Below are 25,599 nucleotides of genomic sequence, written 5' to 3'. Positions count from 1 at the left end.
GCCGGGCCCGTGCCGGACGCGCGTTGGTCACTCCGACGGCCGTACGGGATCGTTACGGAATTTGTTTCGGGTTATATCGGGACTTATGTGTCAGAAGTTTCCATGATCGCCCACACCATGCCGTTCACAGGCGCCCAAGTAGCCCTGTGCCATGCCGTCAGGCGTTAGCCTTGCCTTCGTGAGCCTGCACCTCTACGACACCAGCACGCGTACGGTCCGTGAATTCGTACCGGTCGAGCCCGGCCGGGTCTCGATGTATCTGTGTGGTGCGACCGTTCAGGCTCCGCCGCACATCGGGCACATCAGGTCCGGAGTCAACTTCGACGTTCTCCGCCGGTGGCTGACGCGGCAGGGCTACGACGTGACCTTCTGCCGCAACGTCACGGATCTCGACGACAAGATCATCAGGGTGGCCGCCGAGGAAGGCGTGCCCTGGTTCGTCGTCTCCGAGCGCAACCAGCGCGCCTTCACCTGGGCGTACGACCAGCTCGGGTGCCTGCCGCCGACCGTCGAGCCCCGGGCCATGGGCCACGTGCCCGAGATGGTCGAGCTGATGCGGCGGCTGATCGACAAGGGGCACGCGTACGCGTCGGGCGGCGACGTCTACTTCGACGTGGTCTCCTACGCCGACCGCTACGGCAAGCTCTCCAACCAGAAGCTGGAGAACATGCGGGCGGCCGCCGACACCGACACCGACTCGCTCAAGCGCGACCCGCGCGACTTCGCGCTGTGGAAGGGCGCCAAGCCCGGCGAGCCCACGTGGCCTACGCCATGGGGCAAGGGCCGTCCCGGTTGGCACCTGGAGTGCTCGGCCATGGCGACCAAGTACCTCGGCGGCACCTTCGACATCCACGGCGGTGGTGTCGACCTGATCTTCCCGCACCACGAGAACGAGATCGCTCAGTCGCAGGCGGCGGGCGACGGCTTCGCGCGCTACTGGCTGCACAACGGCATGCTCAAGCTCGGCGGCGAGAAGATGAGCAAGTCGCTCGGCAACTCGCTGCTGATCCCCGACATGCTCCGCAAGGTGCGCGCGGTGGAGCTCCGCTACTACCTGGTCGCCGCGCACTACCGCTCGGCGATCGACTACTCCGACGAGGCGCTCCAGGAGGCGGCGGCCGGATACCGCCGGATCGAGGGCTTCGTCACGCGGGCCGCCGAGGTGATCCACGACGTGGACGCCGCCGCGCCGCTGCCCCAGGCGTTCGTGGACGCCATGGACGACGACCTGAACGTCTCGCAGGCGCTCGCCGTGATCCACGAGGTCGTCCGCGAGGGCAACGTCGCGCTGGCCCAGGGCAACAAGGAGCAGGTCGCCCGGCTGCTCGCCGAGACGCAGAACATGCTCGACGTGCTCGGCCTCGACCCCAGGTCGGAGCAGTGGCGGTCGACCGGCGACTCGGGGCTCCGTGAGGTCGTGGACGCGCTGGTGGCCGTGGCGCTGGAGCAGCGGCAGGCCGCGCGCGCCCGCAAGGACTACGCGGCGGCCGACGCGATCCGCGACCAGCTCGCGGCGGCCGGAATCGTGGTCGAGGACACCCCGCAGGGCCCGCGGTGGGAGCTGGCACAGTAGGCGTGGCCCTACGCTAGAGACCATGGCGGGAAGGGCTTCAGGGAAGCCGTCGAAGAAGCAGGGGCCGACCAAGGGCACGGGCGGCAAGGTCAGGCGCTCTCTGGAGGGCAAGGGAGCGACGCCGCCCGCGCACATGCGGCACTGGTACAAGGACAAGGCGCGCGCCGAGCGGATCGAGCGCGAGTCGCGGGGTGGTGGGAGTTCGGCCTCCCGTGCGCCGAGCCGTACGCGCCGGGAGGACGCCCCCGAGGTCATCGGCGGCCGCAACCCCGTGGTCGAGGCGCTGCGTGCCGGCGTCCCCGCCAACGCCCTGTACGTGGCGCAGCGGGTCGACAACGACGACCGGGTCCGTGAGGCCATCAAGATCGCAGCCGACCGTGGCATCGCGCTGCTCGAAGTCACGCGGGACAAGCTCGACCGGCTGACCGAGAGCACGGTCCACCAGGGCATCGGCCTGCAGGTCCCGGCGTACGAATACGCGCACCCGGAGCAGCTCGTCGAGCGGGCCAGGGACGCGGCCGAGGTGCCGCTGATCGTCGCCCTGGACGGCGTGACCGACCCGCGCAACCTCGGCGCCATCGCGCGCTCGGCGACCGCCTTCGGCGCGCACGGGCTGCTCGTGCCGTCCCGCCGCTCGGCGGGCGTCACCGCCGGCGCCTGGAAGACCTCGGCCGGCACCCTCGCGACCCTCCCCGTCGCCCGCGCGTCGAACCTCACCCAGACCCTTCAGGCGTACCGGGAGGAGGGCCTGTTCGTGGTCGGCCTCGACGGCACCGCCACGGCGGACATCGCGGACGTCGAGCTCGCGACCGAGCCGCTCGTCGTGGTCGTCGGTTCGGAGGGCAAGGGCCTGTCCCGCCTGGTCAGGGAGGCGTGCGACCAGATCGCCCGCATCCCCATGAACGCCGCCGCCGAGTCGCTGAACGCCGGTGTGGCCGCGGGGATCGCCCTCTACGAGGTCGCACGCCACCGCCGCCGGTGATTTCACCGTGACGGTAGGGCCCTCGGCCCATTAAACTCGTCTGGGTAGCAGGCCGCCTTAGCTCAATCGGCAGAGCATCTGTCTTGTAAACAGAAGGTCTGGGGTTCGATTCCCCAAGGCGGCTCGCATGTCAAAGGCCCCTTGCGATCATCGCGAGGGGCCTTTGCAATCTCCGTACAGCAGCGAAATACAGCAACGCCCTCAGGCGCCACCGTCGAGACTCTCACTGAGCCGATCGAGAGCCTTGCGCGTCGCCGGCGGCGAGGAGATCGCCCTCCCCGACACAGGGCCGAGCGGCCTCTACCGTCGCCTCAGCGAGCGGGGCTACCGCATCGCGCGTTTTGTCGAGGAGATCGAGGCACGGCACCCCTCCGTAGAGGAAGCCGAATTTCTGAAGCTCACCGAGGCTCAGCAGGTCTTGGAGGTCACACGGATCGCCTACACGACCGAGGACATCGCAGCCGAGACCGTGTTCAACATCTTCCCCAGCCAGCAATGGCGACTGTCATACGAGTGGACGGCAGGGTAGGAGAGCACTTATGTCTGAGCTTCCTCGACACTCCGTTAGCGTCACTGCAGCCGTCTTCCATGACGATGGGCGGGTCCTAGCCATCCGCCGTGAAGATGACGGGCGCTGGGTTCCACCGGGCGGCGTGGTCGAGCTGGACGAGACCCCGGAACAGGCAGTAATCCGTGAGGTCCTGGAAGAGACCGGCGTGCAGATCAAGCCGGAAGTCCTGACAGGTGTCTACAAGAACATGGTCCTCGGAGTGGTCTCACTCACCTTCCGATGCCATCCAGTCGCCGGCGAGCCCAGACCCAGCGATGAAGCACTGGAGTCCAGCTGGCTGACCCTCAAAGAGGTAGAGAGCCGGATGCCCGAAGCGCGAGGCATTCGCATCATGGATGCGCTCCGGGAGGACGGCCCCTTCGTGCGAGTACACGACGGGACGCGCCTGCTATAACCAGGCTGCGATCTCCCCTGTTACAGGTTTCCCTACGTCTTCAAGCCGCCTTCGGCGGATTGCAGTGAGGAGAGGTCCGGCGGGGACTATTCAGGATGCCGGTCGTGCATCACGCGTACGGGCCTCCCGTCTACCGCCTCGTACTCCCGCCGGTTTGGCCGCGCCTCGGGTGCCCTCTCTGCACCGCTTGTCGGGATGAGATCACTTTAATGTGCAGGGACGGGAGGGAAGGATGCAAGCACAAGAGGGGCGGCGGGGCTCAACGATCCAGAGCAGAAGGCGGGCCATCAAGAGGAGGACCCGCCGGGGAAGGGATCGGCAGATAAGGGGCTGTTTTCTGAGCTGTCTTCCAGTGACACCGTGAGGGTGTCGAACGACGGTGGGAGGCACAGCGCAGCCAGAAGCCATCACGGCCCGCACTCCCGGAGGGGAAGGCACGCGGACACGAGTTGTGTCTCCCGCTGGGCCGCGCGCCCGCCCCGCCGGCGGGCTGCGGCTCTCCGGCCAGTCCCGCCGGCAGGCGGCGCGCACCCTGCGCCGACAAGCGGCGCGGTGTTCAACCGATGGCGGCAAAGCGGCAATGTGCGAGAAGTGATCTCTCTCCCCAAGAGGGTGAACGGTTGATGGGCCACGAGCGGTACCACGACGCCGAAGAACCCGGAGACCACGAGGGCGACGCTGGCAGACGAGGGAGAGGGAAGAGAAACGGGAGGGGACGGGGCGGAAGGTCTAAGGGACAGGACCTTGGGGCGCTGCCCCAAACCCCGGGGCGCTCAGGCTCCGAGATGATCGCGACACGCGCGGGGGCCGCACGGGGTTGAGGTGGAACCCTGATCGTCCCGCCCACCATCGACCCGGGCAAGCCCAGCAGCCCGACTCCTCCAGGTCAAGCCCGGCTGTGCGGGTAGGGCGACCAGCGGGCGAGGAAGGTCACCGGGAGCAGGTACACGTGAAGCCGAGCTTGCCCCTCCGTCGCCAGCCCGCTGCCCCTCCGGGGCGGGTCGAAGGCAGACGGGAAGATCAGGGCGGGGGTAAGGCGCTGGCGCCGCCTCGCTGTAGGCTGATCAACGGGCAGTGCTGGGCTGAACTCGACCCCCGAGCTGATGACAATCCTCGTGATGTTCCTCTGTATGGCCTTCCCGCAAGTCTCGTTCACCCGCAAGAGCAGCGTGCGAGACAAGAAGGGCAAGGTGGTCCGTGATGAGCGTACGAACGACCTACGGGTCTCGATCGGCGGCCGGAAGTTGGCGGCACCTCTCGTGACTGCGCTGTACACGTCCCTCACGGGATGGGCGCAGATCAGCGGGGGGTCGGGTTGAGTCCAGCAATGCCCTGACTCGCTGCGTTACCAACTGCGTGACAACACGCTTGGACGCCCGTGGACAATGACGGACCATCCCCCCAGGTAAGCAGCCCAGAGAAGCAGTTCAGACCCACGCTTTCCTTGCCTGATAAGGAGGCGGCCCTACGTTCAGGCGTGTGCCCTGGTACCAAATGAGGTACTCAACGAGGCCCATCCAGGGGAGGGAGCGCAGTGACGATCTCTAGACTGGTTGATCAGAGTAGGGCGGATCGCGCTACGGTGCGTGTATGGAGGACGAAGCCGCTCCGCCTCTAGCCAACCGATGGGCTGACGCCGTCGACGAAGGTGGACACTTGGCCGACAGGGAGATCTGCCGGTGTTTCGATCAGTACGAGGTACGTCCGCCGCACGTGGTGCGCTTCCACGGACAGCGTCAGGACACTGCATCTTCTGGGTGGCAACACCTGCTTGAGCTCGTAGAAGAAGCGGCGGCTGACGGCCGAGAGGTATTCCGGCCCCTGGTTGAGCTCAGCCCGGCCGAACGGCGTCAGATCATCACACTGCCACCGACCATCGCCAAGCTCGTTGAGGTCAAGCATCTGGTCCTCTATGGCAGCAACCTGCTGCGGATCCCGCCGGAGATCGGCGCGATGATCAACTTGCAGGAGTTCACCCCCTACACCTCGCATCGCCTGCACTGGTTCCCCTACGAGCTAACCCGATGCCGAGACCTGAAGGCCAGCACGGTCAGCACTCGTTCGCTGTACGGCAACTCCAAGGTTCGACCGCCGTTTCCCTCGCTGCAGCCGGGCAGAGCATCAACCCGGGACCTCGATCTCACGGACCTCGACCCCGGGGTGTGGGGAACCGACACGATTCAGGCATGCAGTGTCTGCGACCGACCGATCGCCGAAGCCGGCCTCTACCAAGCCTGGATCTCTCTGCGGGTCGGCACCGACACTCTTCCTCTCTTGGCCAACGCCTGTTCACTGGACTGCATCGACGCGCTTCCTACTGCTTCAGATGGCTATGTGCCAACGCCGCATACCGGTGGGGTCGGCATCATTCAACCGCCCGCCGACTACGCGTAGCGGGCCGGGGCACTTTCGGGGCACATGGCGCCGGAAAGCACTGGCAAGCGATGACAACGAACGGAAGCGTTCTCGCAGTTCGCTTGTGATGCCGGGCGATTCCTTGCAGGTGGGGGCCATGCGGAATTTGAACCCGGCCTACAGGCCGACTCGACCCCGCTTCCCCGGTCGTTGCATCGGCCCGCGGTGCCACTGAGATAGTCCAGACTTGGCAACGTGAACCCTGTTGACCTTCAGGACGAGTTGCGCTTCCTTCTCAATCGTTGGGATCCCATCGGGGTCTATGACGAAGAGCTGAACTTCCCGCCTGACGAGTACGACTGCCTGATCGGTCCGCTTCTCAAGAGGTTGTCCAGCGGAGCTGACGTGGCGGGAATCAGCGAATACCTCTGGTACGAGGTCGAGGAGCACTTCGGTCTCGATCCAGAGTCAAGAGGCACAGACGCGTTCGCCGCAAAGCTGGTGTTCTGGTATCGACACCATACTGAATCTTGCTAGCTAGCCGGGAGGCGCTGTACAGCAACCCCACCTCACACGGTCAGGCGCCACCGACCCCCTTCTAGCAATCGAACAGGGCGGCGCATCCCTGACGAGGCAGCTGCCCTTTCCTTGTAAACAGAAGGTCTGGGGTTCGATTCCCCAAGGCGGCTCCAGCTCAGAGGCCCTCTCCAATGCGGTGAGGGCCTCTTGCATTGCTAGAGAGATCTGTAGTGCCGCAGGATGCGCATCGCGACCCGGGGCGAACGCCCGATGTGGTGCTGTCCTCACCGCGACGTCTCACCGTGACTGGTTTGACCGCCGTGCCCACCCTTGGCCGGTACCGGATTAGGTTGGTTGAGTGGGGACCTACGAGGATCTGCCGGCGGAGCTGATGACCGAGCGGCTGCGGTTGCGGCGGTGGGCGCCGTCGGATGCCGAGGAGTACCGCAGGCTATGGCTTGAGCGGGACCCACGAGTGCCGCCGGCACGGCGGATCAACGACGAAGGACGCCCGACGGTCGATGACATACGCGGCCGGCTCCTCGACAATCCGCTGATGGCGCATCAGGGGCTCGGGTTGCTGCCGATCGAGCTGCGAGACACCGGTGAGTTCATCGGGTACTGCGGACTGACTGTCGGCCAGGCGTCTTTCGACGAACCTGAGATCGCATACGAGCTGGCACAGCGATTCCACGGCCATGGTTATGCGACGGAAGCCGCCCGTGCGGTCCTCGAAGCCGCGAGGCGAACAGGACGCCGACGCCTCTGGGCGACCATGCGGGAGTGGAACGCACCCTCGTTCCGGGTCCTCGAGAAGCTCGGTTTCCATCGAAGCGATCGCATCACCGAGGACGCCGAACGCGGCAACACGATCTGGATGACGCGCGTACTGGATTGAGGTCGTCGGCAGCCTCCCCTGAACCGGTAGAGACAAGCGCGCATAGATCACTAGGGTGACTTCTTCGATCACTTGTAGAGATTTTGCAGGTGCGTATGGCTCCGCGCCCGAATCGGCTCCTGAAGTTCGTCGTCGGCGTTTGCGTGTGTAACGGCAGCGGCAGCGTGCGACACACGTGAGGAGCCTGCTGCGGCTCCACATGCCGTCGACGACTTGGTCACGCTGGAGTGGGATGGCACCGTCCGCATAGCTCAGCCTGACGTGCCAGGCCCGACGCTGGAAATCTATGAGGACTACCAGTGCCCGGTCTGCCTGGAGTTCGAGCAGGGCGACAACAGCTCGCCCGTGCGAGAGATGGCACTTGCGAAGCTCCAGCGGACCGCGCGGAAGGCCGGTGCCATTCGATTCCGATGGGTCGACAGCAGGCGGGAGGTCAGGACGGCGGAATATGCGCCGTGCACACCGCAGCCGGTATCCCCTCATACCCTGTCTGTGTGGCGCTCCAATGGGTGAACTGGGCTGCAATTCCCGGCCCGCAGTGGTATTCGCCCCACTGTGCGGCGGAGGCGTTCAGGGCCTTGATTCGTACAACTTGGGGTGGCGAGGATCCGGGTCGCGGTATTCGCTCAGCCGTCGGTAATGACCATGGTGGGACGCTCTACCCGGCCGCCGTCGCAGGCACGGGTGTATTGCTCCACATCATCATCGACTGCCCCGGTGCGCCAAGGAACGCCGCCCTATGTGTCCTGTTGGATTGGTGGGGGTGTTTCCAGCCTGAACCGGGCTTCGAGGCGTACACAGATCAGAACGGAAACCGCGTCGAGGTCATCCCCGCGATTATGCGGCAAGTAGGACAAGCAGCCGACACCCTTCGCGTTATCGCAGAGCACGACACGCAGGCGCGCGGACTGATTCGAGAACTGCTTCGCAGCCTCGACCGAGGATGGACCGTCGAGGAGTAGAAGGCGCTGGGGTCGGAGCCTCCCTCGACTGTCGAAGGGGCTCTCCCGCTAATGGGCCCGCTGACTGGGGCAGCCACTCGACAACGCCAAGCGCCATTTGCGGTCCTTCGACCGGTCGCACAGGAGCGCCCGGCGATCACGCTGGTGGTGGCCGCCGGGCGTCTTCCCGTCTAACAGCAGGACTTGCTCGCGCTCACAGTCTCCTCTTCGGCGTCGTCGGTGGCGCAGCAGACGGGGTCGGCCTGCTTGATGAGGGTGTCGGCGTCGGCCTTGACCACGTACACCTCCCAGGGCTCGCCGCCGGGGCCGTGCACCCACACCTTGTCCTGCAGCGCGTAGCAGCAGGTGGTGTCGTTCTCCTCGAAGGTCGCGAGGCCGGCCTCCTTCAGGCGGTCGGTCGCGGCGGTGACCTGGGCGCTGTCGTCGACCTCGACGCCGAGGTGATCCATCCGGGTCGGCTCGCCCTCCTCGCCCTCGAGGAGGACGAGCTTGAGCGGGGGCTCGGCGATGGCGAAGTTGGCGTAGCCGGGCCGCCGCTTGGCGGGCTCGACGCCGAACAGCTTGGAGTAGAAGGCGATCGAACCTTCCAGGTCGGCGACGCGCAGGGCGAGCTGGACGCGGGACATGGGCCCTCCTTGGCCGGAAGCGGCGGGCAGCCGTGGCCACATCCCGCTGCTTCGATGGACTTCTAATCAACGTGTACCCGCAGTTTGTGCTGTATATAGATGTGTGTCAAATTAGAAGTATGTCGAAACAAGTGCTGCCCATCGTCGACGCGGACGCGGCGTGCTGTGCACCGCTGGCGTGCGCGCCCCTGTCGGAGAGCGAGGCCGTCGAGCTGGTGCCGCTGTTCAAGGCGATCGCCGACCCGGTACGGCTGCGCCTGCTGTCCCTGATCGCCTGTCACGAGGGCGGCGAGACCTGCGTGTGCGACCTGACGGAGGCTTTCGACCTGACCCCGCCGACGATCAGCCACCATCTCAAGGTGCTCAAGCAGGCCGGGCTCATCGACTCCGAACGCCGGGGCACGTGGGTGTACTACTGGATCAAGCCCGCCGTACTGGCCCGCATGTCGGCCCTGATCGGCCCGGCATCCCCCGCACTCGCCGGCACGGCGTGACCACGCGGCGGCCGCAGGCGTGACGGCAGCCCGCGCTCAACTGTCGAGGGCCAGCGTGGCGAGGTGGCGGGCGATACCGGCGGTGTCGGTGTCCTGCACGTTGCTGAGCACGACGACCTGGATGTCGTCGTCGGGCAGGTACATGTTGCTGGCCGTGTAGCCCAGGAAAAGACCCGGGTGGTACCGGAGTCGGTGCCCCTGGAGCCGGTCGACGAGCCAGCCGAAGGCGTACGCGGTCGACGGCAGGTCGAGGCAGCCGGTGGAGGGGCACGGCGCCTGTGGCGTGAACGCCTGCTTGACGGTGGCGGGCGGTGCGACTCGGTAGGAGCCGAACGCCCGGTCCCAGCGGGCGATGTCGTCGACGGTGGAGTAGATGCCGGTCGCGGCGAACAGTTCGGAGCCGTTGAGGAGCGGGGCCGGTGACCCGAGCGTGTAGTAACCCTTCGCGTATCCCTCGGGCGGATATCTCCTGCTGTAACCGGTGTTCCGGAGGTTCAGCGGGCCGGTGATCAGCTCCTGCAGCACGGCGCCGTACGGCTTGTGCGTCACCGCCTGGATGATCGCGCCGGCCAGGACGTAGCCGGAGTTGGTGTACTTCCAGCTGGTGCCAGGCTTGAAGTCCAGTGGCAGGTTCGCGAACTTCCGGATGAGCTCCCGGGTCGTGGTCGGCCGCGTGACATCGGCGAGGTAGCCGGGCAGCTTCTCGACGTTGGGGATGCCCGAGGTGTGTGTGAGCGACTCCCGGATCGTGATGGGCCGCCACGCCGCCGGGCAGGCCTTGATGTAGGCCGGGACGAGATACGGGCAGACCGGGTCGTCCAGCTTGAGCAGCCCGCGGTCGCGCAGTTTCAGCACGAGCATCGAGGTGAACTGCTTGGTGATCGACATGACCCGGTAGATCGTGTCCGGCCGGTTGGGAATGTGCCTTTCCTCGTCGGCCTCGCCGGCGGCGAAGCGCGCCAGCACCTTTCCACGTCGCATCACCAGCACCGAGCCGGTGAACTTCTCGTCCGCGACCTGATCCCGCAGGTACGCCAGCATCTTCGCGCCGGGGGAGCCGTCCGGCGTGGTCGAGGACGAATCCGCGTTCTGTGCGGGCTGGCTTGTGATTTCCGACCGGCTGTCCTGATTGTTGTAAGAATTCGCGACCGCATCCGATTTCTGCCAGTTGTACGGCAGAGCCCGCGAATCCGTGTCGCCTTTTTGTGCCGGCGTAACGGCGAGCGTGACGTCGCGGAGCAGGTTCTGACGTTGGCGCTGCCGCTCGCGTACCGACTGCCGCTGCTTGTCGCGTTGACGCTTATGGGCTGCCGGGTGATCGCCGTCTTGGCTGGTCAAGGTGGTGCCGACAGTGGATTCGGCGACGGCGGGAGTGCCCAAGGGTACGGCCCCGCCGGTGAGAGCGGAGAACATCGCAACGAACCCGACAACATTAGGACACTTGGCCATTTTCTCCCCATTGAGCGTGCGGCTGTCCAGCATTCCGGCGTCTTTTCGAGAACGCCGGGCGGGCCATTCTTATTGGGCTTGCTTTTCCGCTCGGCAGGGCCGCAAACGGGTCTCGGCTCCTTTTTCCCTCCTGCAGAAGTAAGGGGTACCTTGACGGGTGGACTCCGGTTCGTGCGGGCGAGCGCCGACGTCCTGTGACTTGTGGAGGAATCGACATGCCCGACCGATGGCAGTGGGACAACACCCTGTTTCAGGGCTGCGCGGCCTTCTACGAGCGCGGCAGGCTTCCGTACGCTCAGGGGTTCGCGGAAACACTGGCCGCGGTCCTCGGCCTGGACGGCCGGGGCCGGCTCCTCGACGTCGGCTGCGGACCGGGCACCGTGATACTCGCCCTCGCGCGGTTCTTCACCGAGGTGGTCGGCGTCGACCCGGACGAGGACATGCTGGCCGAGGCCGAGCGGCAGGCCGAGCGTCGCGGGGTGACCAACGCGCGCTGGGTGGCTGCCCGTGCGGAGGACCTGCCGGCCGGTCTGGGGACGTTCCGGGCCGTTCTGTTCGCTCAGTCCTTCCACTGGACGGATCGGGATCGCGTCGCTGCGACAGTGCGGGACATGCTGGAGCCGGGAGGCGCGTTCGTCCACATGAGCGATGCGAAGACGCCGCCCGCCGAACCGGCGCCACTGCCGTTGCCCGCTCCTCCGTACGCGCGGATCGGCGATCTGGTGCGCCGGCACCTCGGCCCGGTACGCCGCGCGGGGCAGGGAACGCTCGCCGCCGGCACGCCGGACCGGGAGGACCTCGTCCTGGCACGGGCCGGGTTCGAGGACTTCGAACGACATGTCGTGCCGGCCGGGGAAGTGGTCGACCGCACCGCAGACGACATCGTGGCGTGGGTGTTCTCCCGGTCCGATTCCGCCCCGCACCTGTTCGGCGACAAGTTGGGGGACTTCGAGCGTGACCTGCGTACGGTGCTGCGGCAGGCGTCACCCGGCGACCGCTTCGCCGAGCGTCTTCCCGCGACCGAGATCATGATCTGGCGCAAGCCGCCTGGCGAGCGGTGACGGCGACGTCACAAGGGGCCGATGCCGATCAGACGACGTCCGCCGGTCGGCGGACGAGGAGGCAGCCGCGCCGGAGCTTCTCGTGCTCGTCGGGCTCGCGCAGCAGGCGGGCGTCCTCGGCGAACCCGGCCCGGCCCAGCAACCCGGCGATGTGCTCCAGGGACCGCCAGTAGCAGTCGAGCGAGATCGACCGGCCGAACGCCTCCGTGCGACGCTCGTGGGCGTCGCCGACCTGGAACACGAGCAGCGCACGGCCGCCCGGCACCAGGACCCGGTGGAACTCGGCGAACACCTGCGGCAGACGCTCTCGCGGGATGTGGATGATCGAATACATGGACAGGATGCCGCCGAGGGTCCGGTCCGGCAGATCAAGCGCCGTCATGGATCCCTCGTCGAACCGCAGCCCGGGATGCTGCCGCCGCGCCAGCGCGACCATCTGGGGCGACAGATCGATCCCGAACACCGGCAGCCCCAGGTCGTGCAGATGCGCCGTCACGTGACCGGTGCCGCAACCGATGTCGGCGACCGGCTCGGCAGGCGGCACCAGCTCCGCGAACGCCGCGAGCATCGCGCGTTCGACGGGCTTGGCCGCCAGTTCGTCGTGGAAGCGCCCCTCGTACGCCGAGGCCACCGCGTCGTACGACGCTCGTGTGGAGAGCAGGAAGTCCGGCTCGGCCACGACAGGTCACCTCATCCATCCGCCGCTGATCGGGGAAGCGCCCGGGGCGGGTCGCTCAGCGGTCGCGCCGGCGCCGGACCTTGCCGGCCACTCCGCCGAACAACGCCAGGCCCTTGATCACGATGACCGGCGCGGCCGGGTCGACGGTCGGGCTGTTGGCCACGTCGAAGCCGCCGAAGATGCCGACGCCCTTGCAGCGCACCTCGGCCCCCTCGGGCAGGATGATCTCGGCCCCGCCGAAGACCGCGTTGATCGTGATCTCGACCTCTTTGGCCTCGAACTCGGCTTCGGTCAGGTCGAACCGCACGCCGCCGAAGACGGCCAGCGCCTTGGTCTGGCGACGCACCCGCCAGCGGCCCCTGCGGTCGGCGCCGCCGAAGACGGCGATGATGTTGTCCGGATCGGTGTTCGCGCTCGGCGCGTAGGACACCGGGCTCGCGGCCGGGCGCTGCCGCTCGACCTGCAGGTCGTGGGTGAGGACATCGAGTTCCCCGACCGTCTTGGCCTGGTAGAGGGTGTCGAGGCGTTCGGAGTACTCCTCGTGGCTCAACTGCCCGGTGCTCAGGGCTTCACCGAGTATGGCGGCGACCTGCTCCCTGTTGCTGTCGGAGGCGCGCAGGTGAGACGTCGGGGAGTCGCGGCGCTGAGGGGCGTTTTCCATGTTGGTCACGATAGTTCTCATTCGACCCGCCAGGGAGCGTCCCCTCGGAAACGACAGCGTCCACCCGGATCGCTCTCGGCCGTGCGTCGTTCGACGAGTTCCGCCGTCCGGCAGGCCCAGGCGGGCGACACTCAGGCCCAGTAGGAAACGCCGGTGATTCCGCCGATTACGGGCCCGGCAGAGCGGGTGACACTGTGCCTTCCGGACACTCGTCCAAGCCTTCCCGGCACTTGTCCAAGCCTTTTCGGCACTCGTTTCACGGAGGTAACCCGTGCGCGTACCCGTCCGGTCCCCCCGGCGGCGGATCACCGCCGCTGCGCTGGGGGCGGCGCTCGCCGCCGCCCTCCTCGGCGCCCCACCGGCCGCCCAGGCCGCGGCGGCGAACCCGGTCGTCAGCGTCCCGGCCGCCGGCGACCGCGGCTTCCCGTTCCTCGCCGCGGCGGAGGATCTCGGCTCGTTCGGCTTCACCGAGAGCGAGTACTTCATCGAGGGCACCGCCACCTCCTACGCCAAGTCCGGCGTCTGGACCTCGGACGGCCGGTGGAACGTCCGGGCCTCCGGCCGTGCCGCGTACAAGACCCGGCTCCTGGTCCGTCGGCCCGCCGACCCGGCGAGGTTCAACGGCACGGTCGTGGTGGAGTGGCTCAACGTGAGCGGCCAGATCGAACTGTCCCCGGACTACTGGTTCGAGCGCGACGAACTGCTGCGCAAGGGCTACGCGTGGGTCGGCGTCTCGGCGCAGGAGGTCGGCGTCAACGGCGGCCTCGGCGAGATACGCGGTCTCAAGGGCTGGGACCCGGCACGGTACGGCAGCCTCGTCCACCCCGGCGACGCCTACGCGTACGACATCTTCTCCCAGGCCGGGCAGGCGCTGCGTACGCCGGACGGGCCGGACCCGCTCGGCGGCCTGCACGTCACGACGCTGCTCGCCGACGGCGAGTCGCAGTCGGCCGGCTTCATGACGACCTACGTCAACGCCGTTCAGCCCGTGTCGAAGGTGTACGACGGCTTCCTGATCCACAGCAACGGTGCGGTGGGCTCTCCGATCAGCGGCGAACTGCTCGACGTGTTGACGATGCCGAACCCGAGCAGGATCCGTACGGACCTGCCAGTGCCGACGTTCGTCGTGCTCACCGAGACCGACGTCCCGACGGCGTTCGCCGCCCGGCAACCGGACACCGACCGCGTGGTGCACTGGGAATTGGCCGGTACGGCGCACGGCGACCAGTGGGCGTACGACCTCGGTGAGGCGACGGTGCGGAAGTCGGCGGGCTCCGCCGCGCCGAGCGCCGACTGCGCCGCCGGGTCGGCTCCGTTCAACGACGGGCCCGGCCACTACTCCATGAACGCGGCGCTGCGTCACCTGGCCACCTGGGCGAGGGGCGGGCCCCGGCCGCCGAGCGGGGCGTTGCTGCACCCCGACCTGCGCGACCCGAGCACGGGCCTGGCGGTGGGCGGCATCCGGCTCCCCGACGTGGCGGTGCCGACGCGCACGCTCACGGGAGAGCGCGACACCAGCGGCAGCGGCGTCTTCTGCGGCCTCTACGGCGCCCGCGATCCGTGGAACGGCGACGCCGACTCGTGGGACCGGCACAACGGGGGCGACCCGTCCGACCCGTTCCTGCCGCGTACGGCCGAGCCGGTGCTCGGCCGGCTCTATCCGACGCACGCCGACTACGTGAGCAGGGTGCGGGCGGCCGCGCAGGCGTCGGTGAACGCCGGATATCTCCTGCCGGAGGACGCGACCACGATCGTCACCGCCGCGGAGAACTCCGGCATCGGCGGCTGACGCGGCCATCGGGGCGCCTCGACGGCGAAGGCCCCTTCCCGCGCCGGGGAAGGGGCCTTTCGCCGGGCGGATGCCCGCTTCCGCCGGGGCCCCTTATGCGGCGGCGACGGGAGCCCAGAGGCCGTCGATCGCCTGCTCCGCCGCCGCGAGGCTCTTGTCGGCCAGCGGAATCAGCTCGGTCATCGAGGGGGTGACGTAGGCGAGGGTGAGCTCGGCCGTGATGAAGCGCGGCTGCAGGCCCGTCATGGAGAGGCCGTGCGGCAGCCACGGCTCCGCGTGGTCCCACCCCTCGTGGGGGGTTCCGGCTCCGTAGCCGCCCCCGCGACTCGCGAGGACCAGGAAGTCACGCCCGCCCAGCAGACCCTGCCCCGTCGTGGGGTCGTACGACAGCCCGGGGGCGATGAGGTGGTCGACCCAGGCCTTGACGGCGCTGGGCGCCCCGTAGTTGTAGAGCGGGAGCCCGAGCACGATCGTGTCGGCCTGCCTCACCTCGCCGACCAACTGTTCCGTCAACCTCCACGAGGCCGCCTGGGCGGGGGTGTGCTGCTCCGGCGGGAGCATCCGGGCCAGGCCGCTGTCCTGGTCGAGATGCGGGAGCGGGGAGCCGCCCAGGTCGCGGTAGGTGACGGTGCCCCCGGGATGCGTGGCGCGCCAGGCGGCGACGGCCCGCGCGGTGAGCTTGCGGCTGACGGAACGCTCGCCCTGGATGCTCGCGTCGATGTGCAGCAGATGAGACATCTTCTGGCCTTTCGCAGATGATTGATGCTGCACCAATGATTAGTCCTCTGCTTATCAGAGGTCAAGTCGTCTAGAGTTGGACCATGACGTCCCTCCCCGTCGTCAACCAGCCGGTGCACCGGTGTGGCGCGCTGCTCGATCACCTCGCGCGCCGTCTGCGCCTTCGTTCCGAGTCGGTGCTCGCGCCGCTCGGCCTGCGTCCCCGCCACCTCGTCGCCCTCACGGTGCTGCGGGACCGCGGCGGCAGCACCCAGCAGGCGCTCGCGAGCACGCTGGAAATGGACGGGACGAACGTCGTCGGACTGCTCAACGACCTGGAGGCCGAGAAGCTGATCGAGCGGCGGCGGTCGCCGGAGGATCGCCGCAGGCACATCGTCGAACTCACCGAGGCCGGGGCGAAGCGGCTCGCGAAGGCCGAGTTCGCGCTGGCGGCGGTCGAGGACGAGGTGCTCGGCGCGCTCGACCACGACCAGCGCGAGACCCTCTACGGCCTGCTCCAGCAGGTGGCCACGGGCGGCACGGAGACGGCCTGTGCGGAGGTGGCCGCCTGCGACGAAGCCCCGCCCTGCTGAGGGCGAGGCGGGCTGCCCGCGGTAAGAGATCGCAAAATATGGAAGTACGTACTAATCTACGTTCTTACTATGAAGGACGTAGATATCTATGAGCGCGATCCTGACGGTTTCCTCTACGACCCGCGAGCCAGGGCGGCGATGGCGTGGATCGCCGGTGACGAGGGCGATCTGCCCGCGTTCGAGGCGAGCGCGGCCGTCCGCACCGCGTCGCACGCGGTCGAGCGGCTGCGGGCCCACGGCTCCGAGGGCAGAGGGGTCAGCGCGGGCGCTCTCGACCTGCTGATCCGGCTCGCCGGGAGCGACCGGGGGATCAGCATCGGCGAGCTCGCCAGGGCGGCCGGGGTGAGCTCCCGCAACGTCACCGGACTGGTCGACACGCTGGAACGCGACGGGCTGGTCCGCCGGGTCCCCGACCCGGGAGACCGGCGTTCGGTCCTCGCCGAGATCACCCCGGCCGGCCGGGACTGGGTCGAGGCGTTCCGCAAGCCTTCGCAGCAGGCCATGAAGGCGCTGTTCCAGGGGTTCGCGTCCGAGGAGCTGGCCGTGCTCCGCGATCTGTGCCTGCGCCTGGCCGCCAACCAGCAGCGCCTCGCCGCCCACCTCCGTCAGATGGGATCTCCGTCATGACCATGTCCACCCGAGAACAGACACACCGCGCGGTACGCGGGTATCACGAGGCTCGTTTCCGCGGGGACGTGCCCGCGGCCGCCGCGCACCTGGGAGAGCCCTTCCGGTTCCAGAGCCCGTTCTTCAGCTCCACCGACCGGGAGGGGCATCTGGCGACGTTGCCCGGATTCGTGTCGATCGTGACCGGGGTCGATCTCATCAGCGAGCTGTACGGCGACGCCGAGGCGACGCTGGTGTACGACGTGCACACCGCGACGCCCGCCGGCACGCAGCGGACCGCCGAGCACTTCCGCCTGGACGACGGCAAGATCGTTTCGATCATGCTGGTGTTCGACGCCTCGCCCTGGCAGCCGATGAGAGCCGAGATCGAGCCGGAACCCGCGAGCCCGGAACGGTAGGGCCGGCGCGTGCCGGGCGACCGGTCGTTTCCGGACGTCCCGGCACCGGCCGTGGGGAGACCCGCGGGGCCCCGGGCACGAGGACCCCGCGGGAGCACGGGTCAGCCGTTGACCTCCAGGGCCACGCGTACGGCCGATTCCAGCGCGCCCTCGATCCAGGAGTGCTTGAGCGAGGTGTGCTCCCCGGCGAAGTGCAGCGGGCCCTCGGGAACGGCGATGGCGGGGTGGATCTCGGTCATCTGGCCGGGCGTGAAGACCGCGGCCTCACCGAAGGCGTAGCGGTTGCGCATCCAGCTCTGGGTCTGGCCCCGGCCGGTGTAGAACTCCGCGACGCGGTCTCCGTGCACCTCCTGGAGCCCGCGCAGCGCGTAGCCGTACCGCTCCTCGTCGTCCATGGAGTCCCACCGGGTCGCGTCGTCGGCCCACGAGTAGCTGGCCAGCACGACACCGCCCTCACTGCCGGGCACGGGGTGGGAGGGGAAGTAGATGAACCGGTTGGCGTTGTCGCAGACCGAGCCGCCGCCCGTCACGTGCGCCGCCCGCCCCGGCCGGTAGCGGGAGCCGAGCTCACGCTTCCAGTCCTCCTCGGTGAACTCCCACCAGCGCCTGCGGAACTCCAGCAGCACCTTCGTGGCGGAGTCGTAGTGCAGCTCCATGATCGATCGGCGCTTGGAGTAGGACATGGCCGGCGCGATCTCGACGTGGCGCAACGCGGAGAACGGGACCGTGATGATCGCCACGTCGCCCTCGAACGTCTCCCGTGGAGTCTGCCGCGTGAACTCCGACTCGGTGCTGCCCGCCTCGCTGACCGTCGAGATGCGGACGCCCCGCTTCGACGTCTCGATCCGTACGGCCCTGCGGTCCATCCGGATCTCCTCGCGCAGGCCCGGCTCCAGCGCGTACGGCAGCTCCCTGCTGCCGCCGGCCATCTCCCAGTAGGTGACGGCCGGGTTGACGAGGCTGCGGGTGAGGAAGGTGTGCATGAACGACAGCGGCAGCCGGGAGGTGAGGTTCTCCAGCGTGCCGATGGCGTCGATCGCCTCGTCGCTCAGCTTCGCGTGCTCCTTCAGGTAGGCGTACATCGAGTAGCCGTCGAAGTCGTGCAGCAGCCGGGCCCAGCCCTCGATCAGATCCGGCAGCGGCTTGTCGATCCGCTTGTCACCCCTCCGAGTGGAGTAGTAGTCCCGCGCCGGGTCCAGTGCCTCGTCGAGGATCCGGGCCGCGGTGCGGCCGTCCCTGAGGCCGAACGAGGCGTTGATCCGGCGAGGGTCCGTGGCGTACTCGTCACGCCGCTGAGTGAGGCCGTTGACGTGGATGAGGGTGTGGTTCATCCGCGCGGGGGCGGTGAAGGTCCCCTTGGGCGGGCCGGAACGCCACTCCCGCCCCTGGTAGGAGGTGTAGACGACCGGCGGCACCGGTCCGCGGGGCTGCGCGCCGGGCGGCACGTCGACGTTGTAGAAGGGCCTGCGCGTGATGCCGAGCTTGTCGATGAGCGCCAGCGTCAGCGGGTGGAAGTCGGGGATGCGCATCGCCCCCGCCTCGGCGTACTGCCGCCGGTCCGAGAACCCCGTCCGGAAGGTCTTGATCCGGCCGCCGATCCTGTTGCCGTTGGCCTCGATGACGGTGACGTGGTGTCCCGCCCGCTTCAGCAGCGTCGCGGCCACGAGGCCGGAGATGCCCGCCCCCACGATCAGCACCCTCTTGCGCGTACGGGTCCTGGGCAGGCCCTCGTCGATGAGCACCTTCAGGTAGCGGTGCTTGAGGTCGTTGCCGTCCTTGTCGACGAGCAGGTGGTCGCGCGCCACCCGAAGACAGGCCTGCCAGCGCTCTCCCGTGTACGGCGCGCGCCCCGCCGAGGCGGGAGCCGCGCCCAGGGCCGGGCTCATGACCGATCCCACCGCGCCCAGCCCGGCCAGTTTGGCGAATCCCCGACGGTCGATTGTGACCACGAACTCCTCCTCCGCGAGACGGTTACGGAGGGTGAGTTTCGACGTCATGGTCAAGGAGCGGCGCGCGACGCGCCGGGAATGTTCAACTGGTGTACCAGGCGATGGTCAAGACGGGGGTGCCTCGTCCAGCAGGCGCTCCCAGAACACCTCGTCATGCCATGCGCCGTCCAGGAAGATGTGGGAATGGGCGACGCCCCAGGGGCGGAAGCCGTTGGCGCGCAGCACCCGCTGCGAGGCCAGGTTCTCCAGCCGCGTGTGCGCCTCGGCGCGGCGCAGCCCGAGCTCCTCGGCCATCACGGTGAGTATCAGGCCCACCGCCCGGGTCGCGTGCCCCCGTCCGGTGAAGGCCGAGGCGACCCAGTAGCCCAGGAAGCCCTTGCGGAAGGGGCCGCGCAGGATCGTGCTCACGGTCACCTGACCGGCGACCTCGTCGCCCGCGAGGACGACCGCCGGCCAGCGCTCGCCCCGGTCGTGCTCGTCGAGCAGGGTCTCGATGCGCCGGCGCTGCCCTGCCGCCGTGTAGAACTCGTCCGGCTGGGCCGGTTCCCAGGCGGCGTACGCCCGCCTGTCGCGGGCGCGATGCGCCGCGAGGACCTCGGCGTCGTCCACCCGGATGAGCCGGATCGTGGTGTCCTGGTCCGCCATGTGGCCGTCTCCTCGGCGTGTGTACCGGCATTGACAGGTGCGGACAGGCCCGGCTCTAATGATCGGCGTGCCGCGTGGCGCCGATCACGTGAACGCCGTCCCAGGGAGGCGGCGATGGTCCGATCGGTGGCCGGGCCGCACCTTCGTGAAGGGACCGACGCCGTGAGTACCCACTCCGCACCTCCCGCCTGACGCCGCAGCCCCGGGTGATCGTATTCCCGGAGCAGGCGCCCCGAGCATCGCCGCGTCGCGGTGCCGTTCCCGTTCGGCCGTCCCGGCTCGAAGCACGTGCCGGCACCGCACTTCGCCTGCGCGACATCTCGCAGGCCCCGAAACCCGCATCGTTCCTGGAGTTCTCCGCGTGTCTTTCAACCAGTCCGTCATCGACGAGTTCCGCGCCAACGGGGGCAGGGTCGGCGGCCCCTTCGAGGGTGGCGACCTGCTCCTGCTCACCACCGTCGGCGCGAGGTCGGGACGGGAGCACACCGTTCCCCTCGGCTACGTCCGCGACGGCGACGCGCTGCTCGTCGTCGCGTCCGCGGGCGGCGCGCCCCGCCACCCTGCCTGGTATCACAACCTGCTGGCGCACCCGGCCGTACGGGTCGAAGTGGGCGAGGAGGTGTTCGACGCCGTCGCCGTGCCGGCCGAGGGGGAGCGGCGCGAGCGATTGTTCGAGCACGTCGTCCGCGTCGCGCCCGGGTACGGCGACTACCAGGCTCGTACGGCCCGCGCCATCCCGGTCGTGGTGCTCGAACGCCTGACGGTCCCGTCCGGCGCGCCGGAAGGCCGTTGACGGCCCGAACCGGATGACCACCGTGCCCCCAAGGCCCGGGGCGCCCTTCACAGGTCGGTGCGGCAGCATGGCGGGGTGGGCAAAGGATCACAACTGTGGCGTGACCGGAACTTCACCGTCTTCTGGGGATCCCAGACGCTGTCGGTCGCGGGGGACTCGTTCGCCCTGATCGCCGTCCCGCTGCTCGTGCTGCACGTGACCGGGTCGGTCGCGCAGATGGGCCTGCTGACCGGCGTGGCGAGCGCCGCGTCGGTGCTGGCCGGGGTCTTCGCCGGGGTCCTGGTCGACCGGCTCGACCGCAGGCGCCTGCTGATCTGGTGCGATGTGGCGAGGATGGCCCTGTACGGGATCGTCCCGGTCGCCTGGGCCTTCGGGCCGAAGGTCTGGCTGCTCTACGTGGTCCTGCCGCTCTGCGAGGCGATCGGCATGGTCTTCCAGGTCGCGTACGTCACGGCGGTGCGGGGCCTGGTCGACGCGGACCGGATCACCGAGGCCAACGGGCGGCTGGGCGCCACCGCCGCCGCGGCGGGGGTCGGCGGGCCGCTGCTGGCCGGGGTGGTCGCGGGCTGGTTCGGCCCCACGGCCGCGATCGCGATCAACGCGGCCAGCTTCGGGGTCTCCGCGCTGGGCATCCTGCTGATCCGGCTCAGACGGCAGCCCCCGCCCTCGTCCTCGCCGGAGGTAGCACGGGGGCCCTGGCACGAACTGCTCGCCGGGGCCCGCTTCCTGTGGCGGCAGCCGGTGCTGCGTGCCCTGACCGTCCTGCTGTCGTTCTTCATCTTCCTGACCCTCGGGCTGACCGACGTGCTGATCTACCACCTCAAGCACGACCTCGGCCAGCCCGACGGCGCCGTGGGGGCGGTGCTCGCGATCGGCGCGCTCGGCACCGTCGCCGGCTCGCTCCTCGTCGGTCTCGTACGCCGGAGGCTGGGGTTCGGCGCGTCATGGATCGGGGCGATCTCGCTCGCCGGGCTCGCGATCGCGGGACTCGGCCTGTCCGCCCACGTCCCGGTGGCCGCGGCGACGGCCGCCGTCTACCTCGCCTGCGTCAGCGTGGCCGGGATCTGCTCGATGTCGCTGCGCCAGCAGGTCACGCCCGACCACCTGCTGGGCAGGGTCACCGCGGCCTTCTGGACGATCCACTTCTCGCTGGGCCCCGCGGGGGCGGCCGTGCTGACCTGGGGCGCGCAGCACCACGGGGTCGCGGTGGTCTGCCTGCTGGCCGGGGTGGCCTGCCTGCTGATCGCGGTCGCCGCGTTCTTCACTCCCATCCGCCAGCAGAACCCCGAGCTGTCCGGCGCCGCCGGCTGACGCCTCAGGTCCCGCGGCGCGGCGCGGACGGCGCCCGGTCGACCAGGCGGCGGACCAGGTCCACCGCGCTCGCCAGCGTCTCCCGCTCGGAGGAGGACAACGTGTCCTCGATCGCCTCGGCGAGCCAGTCGGCCCGCTGGTCGCGTACCTCCTCCAGGGTGGCGAGCCCTGCTGCGGTCAGCGATACGGGGGCCTTGCGGCCGTCGACGGGGTGCGTGCCGCGCTCGGCGAGCCCCTGCTCGATCAGCCGGCCGACGGTGCGGGCCATCGACTGCGGGCGCACCCGCCGTGCGGCGGCGAGCTCACTGGTGGTCATCGGGCCCTCCCGGCCGAGCAGGCCGATCACCGCGATGACTCCCGGTGGCATCGGGTCGTCCTCACGCACCCGTCTGACCAGCTGCCCGACCACGAGCCTCAGCTCGGCGGCGACCTCGGACGCGTCCCTCATGGGCTCAGCGTAGCCGAGATGCACAGCCTCGCTGGGTAATTTGTTCAGCAAGGCTGTACAGTTTGGCTGTCTAACTTCCGGAGGAGCTCACATGCCCGTCACACTGCTCGACGACCGTACGGCCGTCGTCCTGATCGATCTCCAGAAGGGGATCACCGCCCTGCCCACCGTGCATCCGGCGGCCGGGGTGGCCGCCAACGCCGCCCGGCTGGCGGGAGCCGCCCGTGAGCGGGGCCTTCCGGTCGTCCGGGTGCGGGTGGCGTTCTCCGCCGACGGCGGTGACGTGGTGCGGGCCCGGACGGACGCGCCCGGGCCCGCGATCACACCCGCGCCGGACTTCGCCGACTACGACGAGCGCGTCCCGGACGGGCCGACGGACATCCTGATCACCAAACGGGGCTGGGACGCCTTCCACGGCACCGAACTCGACCTGCAACTGCGCCGCAGGAAGATCACGGGGATCGTGCTGGCGGGCATCTCCACCAGCATCGGGGTGGAGTCCACCGCGCGCGGCGCCAGGGAGCGGGGCTACGAGATCGCGGTGGCCTCCGACGCGGTCACGGACCTGGTCGCCTCGGCGCACGAGAACGCTCTAGGGGTGATCTTGCCGCGGATCGCGCAGATCGACACGACCGAGGCCATCCTCGCCGCCTTCGCCTGATCCCTCAGCGGGCGGCGCCGAACGCCGAGGTCAGCGCCGTACGAAGGGCGTCGCGCTCCTTCGCGTCGGGGGTAGGGGAGTCCGACGCCCAAGCCACGTAGCAGTCCGGTCGCAGCAGCAGCGCGGTGGGGAGGCCTTCGCGGCTCGGCTTCGCGGCGACGAGGTCCACGCGGTCGTGCCGGCCGTCGAGTGCCCCGGCCAGCGCGGCGCCGGGCGTCAGGTCGAGGAGCAGCGGCCGGGCGGTCCGGGTCAGCTCGGCGAGCCGTACGGAGCCGGTCTCCGTCTCCAGCACGAGGTCGGGGGCGGGACGCCCGGTGAGGGGGTGGGTTCCTTCGAGGTCGTACCTGATGTCCGCGCCGGACATCATGTCCGCGATGTGCTTGACGGTGCGCTCGTCGCGCAGCAGCTCGGTGAACAGCACGCGCAGCGCGGTGACCTCGGGCCCGGGGGCGATGAGCGCCGCCTGCGCCTGCGTGTGCATGACCACGCGTTCGGCGGCCGGGCGCCGCTCGGTCTCGTACGTGTCGAGCAGGCCGGGCGGGGCCCAGCCGTGGATCTCGGCGGCGAGCTTCCAGCCCAGGTTGATCGCGTCCTGGAGGCCCAGGTTGAGGCCGGGGCCGCCGATCGCGCTGTGCACGTGCGCGGCGTCGCCCAGCAGCAGCACCCGGCCGTCCCGGAACCGCTCGGCCAGGCGGGTGTTGCCGCCGCTCAGGCGGCGCAACTGGTGCGGTCCAGGGCCCGCGGGCGGGCCGAACGGCAGGTCGACGCCGAGCACGCGGCGCACGCTCTCCCTCAGCTCGTCGAAGCTCATCGGCTCGTCGTCGCCGTCCTGGCTCCACTCGGTGGTGTTGACGAGCGTCCCGGTGGGGAACGGCGCGTAGACGAACAGGCCGTGGTCGGTGCGGTGGTGCATGAACGGGGGGATCGGCCCGTAGCCGGGCACGTTCAGCCCCCCGGTGATTGGGTCGATCAGCTCGGCGGGCATGCTGACGTGCGCGCCCCGGGAGACCGAGTCGCCCCTGGTCACCCCCGGAAAGCCGATGCCGCACACCTTGCGGGTGACGCTGTGCCCGCCGTCCGCGCCGACGAGGTAGCGGGTGCGCAGGCCATAGGACCCCTCGGGTCCGGCGATTTCCGCGGTGACGCCTTCCTCGTCCTGGGAGAGCCCGGTCAGCTCGTGTCCCCGGCGGATCTCGACGCCGAGCTCGAGCGCGCGCTCCTCCAGCACCTGCTCGATCCGGCGCTGCGGCACCGGCAGGCCGTACATCGGATTGTCGGAGAGCCGGCTCAGGTCGAGCGGCATGGCGCCGAACACGAAGGCAGGGCTCGGCCGGGGCGGTTCCGCGCTGCCGCTCAGGCGTTCGTACAGGCCGCGGCGGTCGAGGGCCCGCACGACCTGGCCGACCAGCCCGTTGGCCCGGTTCTCCTCGGTACGCCCGGGCAGGCGGTCCAGCACTGTCGGCCGGACTCCGGCCAGGCTCAGCTCGCAGGCGAGCATCAGCCCGTTCGGTCCGGCACCGGCGATCACGACGTCTTCGGTCATGGTGGTCCTCCTTGGCGGTTCGGTCAGGGCATCGCGCATGGACAGATGGCAGAACTCGTGGCAGGGCGAACTTCGGCCAGGGTGAATTCGCGGCAGGCCGGATTTGCGGCATGGCGAGTGAAAGGACCGGCGCCCGGGCCGCCGCGGCGACGGCGTCAGGGCGTGCGGAGCCGCGCGGCGTACCGGCGTGGCACGTCACACGACGGGTCTTCGGACGCCTCGGAGCGGGCGTCCGTCTGTCAGGGCTCGGGCAGTCCGGCGGCGAGCCGGTCGAGCGCGTCCTCGATGAGCGGCCCGACCGGCACGGGCGGATCGGCCCGCAGCCACTGGTCCATCGCCACCCTGATCGCGGCCCCGGCGGCGCCCGCCACCAGGCGCGGGTAGAGGTCGCGGGCGACGTCGGTGCCGGTCCGCTCGGCGATCGCCGCGGCCAGTTCGGCCTCGGCGATGGCGTCGGCCTTGAGCATCTCGCCCTGCAGCGAGGGCTCACTGATCATGAGCCGGACGCCGGTCTGCCACTGCTGGTCCGGCTGCCCCGTGCCGTAGTTCTCGCCCAGGGCGAGCTGGGTCAGCACGGCGACCTTGATGGACTCCCACAGGGGCTCCGACGCCGGGCGGCGGCGCAGCTCCTGTGCGACCAGGCGGGTGCGGTCGAGGTGCCTGGCGGCGATCGCCTCGCCCTTGCTGGAGAAGTAGTTGTTGAAGGTTCGCGGCGCGACGCCGACCGCCGCCGCGATGTCCTCCACGCGTACGTTCTCCAGCCCACGCTCCACGGTGAGCCGGATCGCCGCCCAGCTCAGCGCAGTGCGCGTCTCCTGCTTCTTGCGCTCGCGCAGTCCCGGACGCTCGCCTTCCCTGCTCACATGGACCACCATACAGCTACTTGCGTATCACGCAAAGA

Annotated in this window: 26 protein-coding genes and 1 tRNA gene; 17 read left to right on the top strand and 10 right to left on the bottom strand. The window is 69.3% G+C overall.

Features of this window, described 5'->3' with window-relative positions; genetic code table 11:
* Positions 1 to 178 precede the first annotated feature (178 nt).
* The 8 genes from cysS to ACWEQG_RS11175 all read left to right on the top strand — a co-directional run bounded on the left by cysS (position 179) and on the right by ACWEQG_RS11175 (position 7,292).
* Entirely contained in the window at positions 179 to 1,573 is a 1,395-nt protein-coding gene (cysS, locus tag ACWEQG_RS11210) for a cysteine--tRNA ligase (RefSeq protein ID WP_452283751.1), read from the top strand.
* Positions 1,574 to 1,595: 22 nt separating this feature from the next.
* Positions 1,596 to 2,555 carry a 23S rRNA (guanosine(2251)-2'-O)-methyltransferase RlmB gene (gene rlmB, locus ACWEQG_RS11205; protein WP_452283749.1) on the top strand — a complete coding sequence of 320 codons (960 nt, stop codon included), beginning with the start codon at positions 1,596 to 1,598 and terminating at the stop codon, positions 2,553 to 2,555.
* A 51-nt stretch (positions 2,556 to 2,606) separates the two neighbouring features.
* Positions 2,607 to 2,679, top strand: a tRNA-Thr gene (locus ACWEQG_RS11200).
* A 120-nt stretch (positions 2,680 to 2,799) separates the two neighbouring features.
* Positions 2,800 to 3,084 (top strand): UTRA domain-containing protein, encoded by a 285-nt coding sequence (locus tag ACWEQG_RS11195; protein ID WP_452283747.1) that lies wholly within the window; start codon positions 2,800 to 2,802, stop codon positions 3,082 to 3,084.
* Between the two features lie 10 nt (positions 3,085 to 3,094).
* Complete coding sequence (locus ACWEQG_RS11190; RefSeq protein ID WP_452283745.1) at positions 3,095 to 3,520, top strand: NUDIX hydrolase; 426 nt, start codon at positions 3,095 to 3,097, stop codon at positions 3,518 to 3,520.
* 1,590 nt (positions 3,521 to 5,110) lie between these two features.
* Positions 5,111 to 5,914, top strand: coding sequence for a hypothetical protein (locus ACWEQG_RS11185; protein WP_452283743.1), 804 nt, complete (start codon positions 5,111 to 5,113; stop codon positions 5,912 to 5,914).
* Between the two features lie 216 nt (positions 5,915 to 6,130).
* Positions 6,131 to 6,412, top strand: a complete 282-nt coding sequence (locus ACWEQG_RS11180) for a hypothetical protein (protein ID WP_452283741.1) — start codon at positions 6,131 to 6,133, stop codon at positions 6,410 to 6,412.
* A 340-nt stretch (positions 6,413 to 6,752) separates the two neighbouring features.
* Complete coding sequence (locus ACWEQG_RS11175; protein ID WP_452283740.1) at positions 6,753 to 7,292, top strand: GNAT family N-acetyltransferase; 540 nt, start codon at positions 6,753 to 6,755, stop codon at positions 7,290 to 7,292.
* A 1,132-nt stretch (positions 7,293 to 8,424) separates the two neighbouring features.
* On the opposite strand, the gene ACWEQG_RS11170 is transcribed toward ACWEQG_RS11175, so the two are convergent.
* Positions 8,425 to 8,880 carry an ArsI/CadI family heavy metal resistance metalloenzyme gene (locus tag ACWEQG_RS11170; RefSeq protein WP_452283738.1) on the bottom strand — a complete coding sequence of 152 codons (456 nt, stop codon included), beginning with the start codon at positions 8,878 to 8,880 and terminating at the stop codon, positions 8,425 to 8,427.
* A 119-nt stretch (positions 8,881 to 8,999) separates the two neighbouring features.
* On the opposite strand from ACWEQG_RS11170, the gene ACWEQG_RS11165 reads away from it, so the two are divergent.
* A complete protein-coding gene (locus tag ACWEQG_RS11165) occupies positions 9,000 to 9,374 on the top strand; it encodes an ArsR/SmtB family transcription factor (RefSeq protein WP_452283736.1) in 375 nt (124 codons plus the stop codon).
* A gap of 36 nt (positions 9,375 to 9,410) precedes the next feature.
* Here ACWEQG_RS11165 and ACWEQG_RS11160 read toward each other — a convergent pair whose 3' ends face one another.
* On the bottom strand, positions 9,411 to 10,856 hold the full coding sequence (locus tag ACWEQG_RS11160) for a serine hydrolase domain-containing protein (protein ID WP_452283734.1): 1,446 nt from the start codon (positions 10,854 to 10,856) through the stop codon (positions 9,411 to 9,413).
* A gap of 182 nt (positions 10,857 to 11,038) precedes the next feature.
* Between ACWEQG_RS11160 and ACWEQG_RS11155 the strand changes: the two genes are divergently transcribed.
* On the top strand, positions 11,039 to 11,884 hold the full coding sequence (locus ACWEQG_RS11155; protein WP_452283732.1) for a class I SAM-dependent methyltransferase: 846 nt from the start codon (positions 11,039 to 11,041) through the stop codon (positions 11,882 to 11,884).
* A gap of 28 nt (positions 11,885 to 11,912) precedes the next feature.
* On the opposite strand, the gene ACWEQG_RS11150 is transcribed toward ACWEQG_RS11155, so the two are convergent.
* Positions 11,913 to 12,563, bottom strand: coding sequence for a class I SAM-dependent DNA methyltransferase (locus tag ACWEQG_RS11150; protein WP_452283730.1), 651 nt, complete (start codon positions 12,561 to 12,563; stop codon positions 11,913 to 11,915).
* A 55-nt stretch (positions 12,564 to 12,618) separates the two neighbouring features.
* Entirely contained in the window at positions 12,619 to 13,224 is a 606-nt protein-coding gene (locus ACWEQG_RS11145; protein ID WP_452283728.1) for a DUF1707 SHOCT-like domain-containing protein, read from the bottom strand.
* Between the two features lie 271 nt (positions 13,225 to 13,495).
* Here ACWEQG_RS11145 and ACWEQG_RS11140 point away from each other — a divergent pair, with 271 nt between their 5' ends.
* Entirely contained in the window at positions 13,496 to 15,013 is a 1,518-nt protein-coding gene (locus ACWEQG_RS11140; RefSeq protein WP_452283727.1) for an alpha/beta hydrolase domain-containing protein, read from the top strand.
* 93 nt (positions 15,014 to 15,106) lie between these two features.
* Here the strand turns inward: ACWEQG_RS11140 and ACWEQG_RS11135 are convergent, their stop codons facing one another.
* Positions 15,107 to 15,751: an FMN-dependent NADH-azoreductase gene (locus ACWEQG_RS11135; protein ID WP_452283725.1), complete on the bottom strand. Its 645-nt coding sequence runs from the start codon at positions 15,749 to 15,751 to the stop codon at positions 15,107 to 15,109.
* An 83-nt stretch (positions 15,752 to 15,834) separates the two neighbouring features.
* Between ACWEQG_RS11135 and ACWEQG_RS11130 the strand changes: the two genes are divergently transcribed.
* The 3 genes from ACWEQG_RS11130 (at position 15,835) to ACWEQG_RS11120 (ending at position 17,348) form a co-directional block, all read left to right on the top strand.
* Positions 15,835 to 16,323: a MarR family winged helix-turn-helix transcriptional regulator gene (locus ACWEQG_RS11130; RefSeq protein WP_452283723.1), complete on the top strand. Its 489-nt coding sequence runs from the start codon at positions 15,835 to 15,837 to the stop codon at positions 16,321 to 16,323.
* A gap of 69 nt (positions 16,324 to 16,392) precedes the next feature.
* On the top strand, positions 16,393 to 16,950 hold the full coding sequence (locus ACWEQG_RS11125) for a MarR family winged helix-turn-helix transcriptional regulator (RefSeq protein WP_452283721.1): 558 nt from the start codon (positions 16,393 to 16,395) through the stop codon (positions 16,948 to 16,950).
* The gene (locus ACWEQG_RS11120; protein ID WP_452283719.1) at positions 16,947 to 17,348 is read left to right on the top strand and encodes a hypothetical protein; all 402 of its coding nucleotides are present in this window, start codon (positions 16,947 to 16,949) and stop codon (positions 17,346 to 17,348) included. The genes ACWEQG_RS11125 and ACWEQG_RS11120 overlap by 4 nt, the downstream gene beginning before the upstream one ends.
* A 101-nt stretch (positions 17,349 to 17,449) precedes the next feature.
* On the opposite strand, the gene ACWEQG_RS11115 is transcribed toward ACWEQG_RS11120, so the two are convergent.
* The gene (locus tag ACWEQG_RS11115) at positions 17,450 to 19,297 is read right to left on the bottom strand and encodes an FAD-dependent oxidoreductase (protein WP_452283717.1); all 1,848 of its coding nucleotides are present in this window, start codon (positions 19,295 to 19,297) and stop codon (positions 17,450 to 17,452) included.
* 105 nt (positions 19,298 to 19,402) lie between these two features.
* Complete coding sequence (locus ACWEQG_RS11110) at positions 19,403 to 19,942, bottom strand: GNAT family N-acetyltransferase (RefSeq protein WP_452283715.1); 540 nt, start codon at positions 19,940 to 19,942, stop codon at positions 19,403 to 19,405.
* A gap of 361 nt (positions 19,943 to 20,303) precedes the next feature.
* Here ACWEQG_RS11110 and ACWEQG_RS11105 point away from each other — a divergent pair, with 361 nt between their 5' ends.
* Positions 20,304 to 20,735, top strand: coding sequence for a nitroreductase family deazaflavin-dependent oxidoreductase (locus tag ACWEQG_RS11105; RefSeq protein WP_452283713.1), 432 nt, complete (start codon positions 20,304 to 20,306; stop codon positions 20,733 to 20,735).
* Between the two features lie 75 nt (positions 20,736 to 20,810).
* Entirely contained in the window at positions 20,811 to 22,046 is a 1,236-nt protein-coding gene (locus tag ACWEQG_RS11100; RefSeq protein ID WP_452283712.1) for an MFS transporter, read from the top strand.
* Positions 22,047 to 22,050: 4 nt separating this feature from the next.
* Here ACWEQG_RS11100 and ACWEQG_RS11095 read toward each other — a convergent pair whose 3' ends face one another.
* Complete coding sequence (locus tag ACWEQG_RS11095; RefSeq protein ID WP_452283710.1) at positions 22,051 to 22,494, bottom strand: MarR family winged helix-turn-helix transcriptional regulator; 444 nt, start codon at positions 22,492 to 22,494, stop codon at positions 22,051 to 22,053.
* 91 nt (positions 22,495 to 22,585) lie between these two features.
* Between ACWEQG_RS11095 and ACWEQG_RS11090 the strand changes: the two genes are divergently transcribed.
* A complete protein-coding gene (locus ACWEQG_RS11090; RefSeq protein ID WP_452283708.1) occupies positions 22,586 to 23,155 on the top strand; it encodes an isochorismatase family protein in 570 nt (189 codons plus the stop codon).
* Positions 23,156 to 23,159: 4 nt separating this feature from the next.
* Here the strand turns inward: ACWEQG_RS11090 and ACWEQG_RS11085 are convergent, their stop codons facing one another.
* Both ACWEQG_RS11085 and ACWEQG_RS11080 read right to left on the bottom strand, forming a co-directional pair.
* Positions 23,160 to 24,698 (bottom strand): FAD-dependent monooxygenase, encoded by a 1,539-nt coding sequence (locus ACWEQG_RS11085; RefSeq protein ID WP_452283706.1) that lies wholly within the window; start codon positions 24,696 to 24,698, stop codon positions 23,160 to 23,162.
* Between the two features lie 239 nt (positions 24,699 to 24,937).
* Positions 24,938 to 25,561 (bottom strand): acyl-CoA-like ligand-binding transcription factor, encoded by a 624-nt coding sequence (locus tag ACWEQG_RS11080; protein ID WP_452283705.1) that lies wholly within the window; start codon positions 25,559 to 25,561, stop codon positions 24,938 to 24,940.
* Positions 25,562 to 25,599: the final 38 nt, after the last annotated feature.

Source organism: Microbispora sp. NPDC004025 (assembly GCF_053604425.1).
Note: the sequence above shows the minus strand (reverse complement) of the source record. Positions and strands in the feature narration are given on the sequence as shown.

Bases quoted from the DNA above. Each gene is read 5' to 3' on its own strand.
- rlmB (WP_452283749.1), top strand. From the start codon at position 1,596: ATGGCGGGAAGGGCTTCAGGGAAGCCGTCGAAGAAGCAGGGGCCGACC.
- ACWEQG_RS11190 (WP_452283745.1), top strand. From the start codon at position 3,095: ATGTCTGAGCTTCCTCGACACTCCGTTAGCGTCACTGCAGCCGTCTTC.
- ACWEQG_RS11185 (WP_452283743.1), top strand. From the start codon at position 5,111: ATGGAGGACGAAGCCGCTCCGCCTCTAGCCAACCGATGGGCTGACGCC.
- ACWEQG_RS11170 (WP_452283738.1), bottom strand. From the start codon at position 8,880: ATGTCCCGCGTCCAGCTCGCCCTGCGCGTCGCCGACCTGGAAGGTTCG.
- ACWEQG_RS11165 (WP_452283736.1), top strand. From the start codon at position 9,000: ATGTCGAAACAAGTGCTGCCCATCGTCGACGCGGACGCGGCGTGCTGT.
- ACWEQG_RS11160 (WP_452283734.1), bottom strand. From the start codon at position 10,856: ATGCTGGACAGCCGCACGCTCAATGGGGAGAAAATGGCCAAGTGTCCT.
- ACWEQG_RS11155 (WP_452283732.1), top strand. From the start codon at position 11,039: ATGCCCGACCGATGGCAGTGGGACAACACCCTGTTTCAGGGCTGCGCG.
- ACWEQG_RS11145 (WP_452283728.1), bottom strand. From the start codon at position 13,224: ATGGAAAACGCCCCTCAGCGCCGCGACTCCCCGACGTCTCACCTGCGC.
- ACWEQG_RS11135 (WP_452283725.1), bottom strand. From the start codon at position 15,751: ATGTCTCATCTGCTGCACATCGACGCGAGCATCCAGGGCGAGCGTTCC.
- ACWEQG_RS11130 (WP_452283723.1), top strand. From the start codon at position 15,835: ATGACGTCCCTCCCCGTCGTCAACCAGCCGGTGCACCGGTGTGGCGCG.
- ACWEQG_RS11125 (WP_452283721.1), top strand. From the start codon at position 16,393: ATGAAGGACGTAGATATCTATGAGCGCGATCCTGACGGTTTCCTCTAC.
- ACWEQG_RS11120 (WP_452283719.1), top strand. From the start codon at position 16,947: ATGACCATGTCCACCCGAGAACAGACACACCGCGCGGTACGCGGGTAT.
- ACWEQG_RS11110 (WP_452283715.1), bottom strand. From the start codon at position 19,942: ATGGCGGACCAGGACACCACGATCCGGCTCATCCGGGTGGACGACGCC.
- ACWEQG_RS11095 (WP_452283710.1), bottom strand. From the start codon at position 22,494: ATGAGGGACGCGTCCGAGGTCGCCGCCGAGCTGAGGCTCGTGGTCGGG.
- ACWEQG_RS11090 (WP_452283708.1), top strand. From the start codon at position 22,586: ATGCCCGTCACACTGCTCGACGACCGTACGGCCGTCGTCCTGATCGAT.
- ACWEQG_RS11085 (WP_452283706.1), bottom strand. From the start codon at position 24,698: ATGACCGAAGACGTCGTGATCGCCGGTGCCGGACCGAACGGGCTGATG.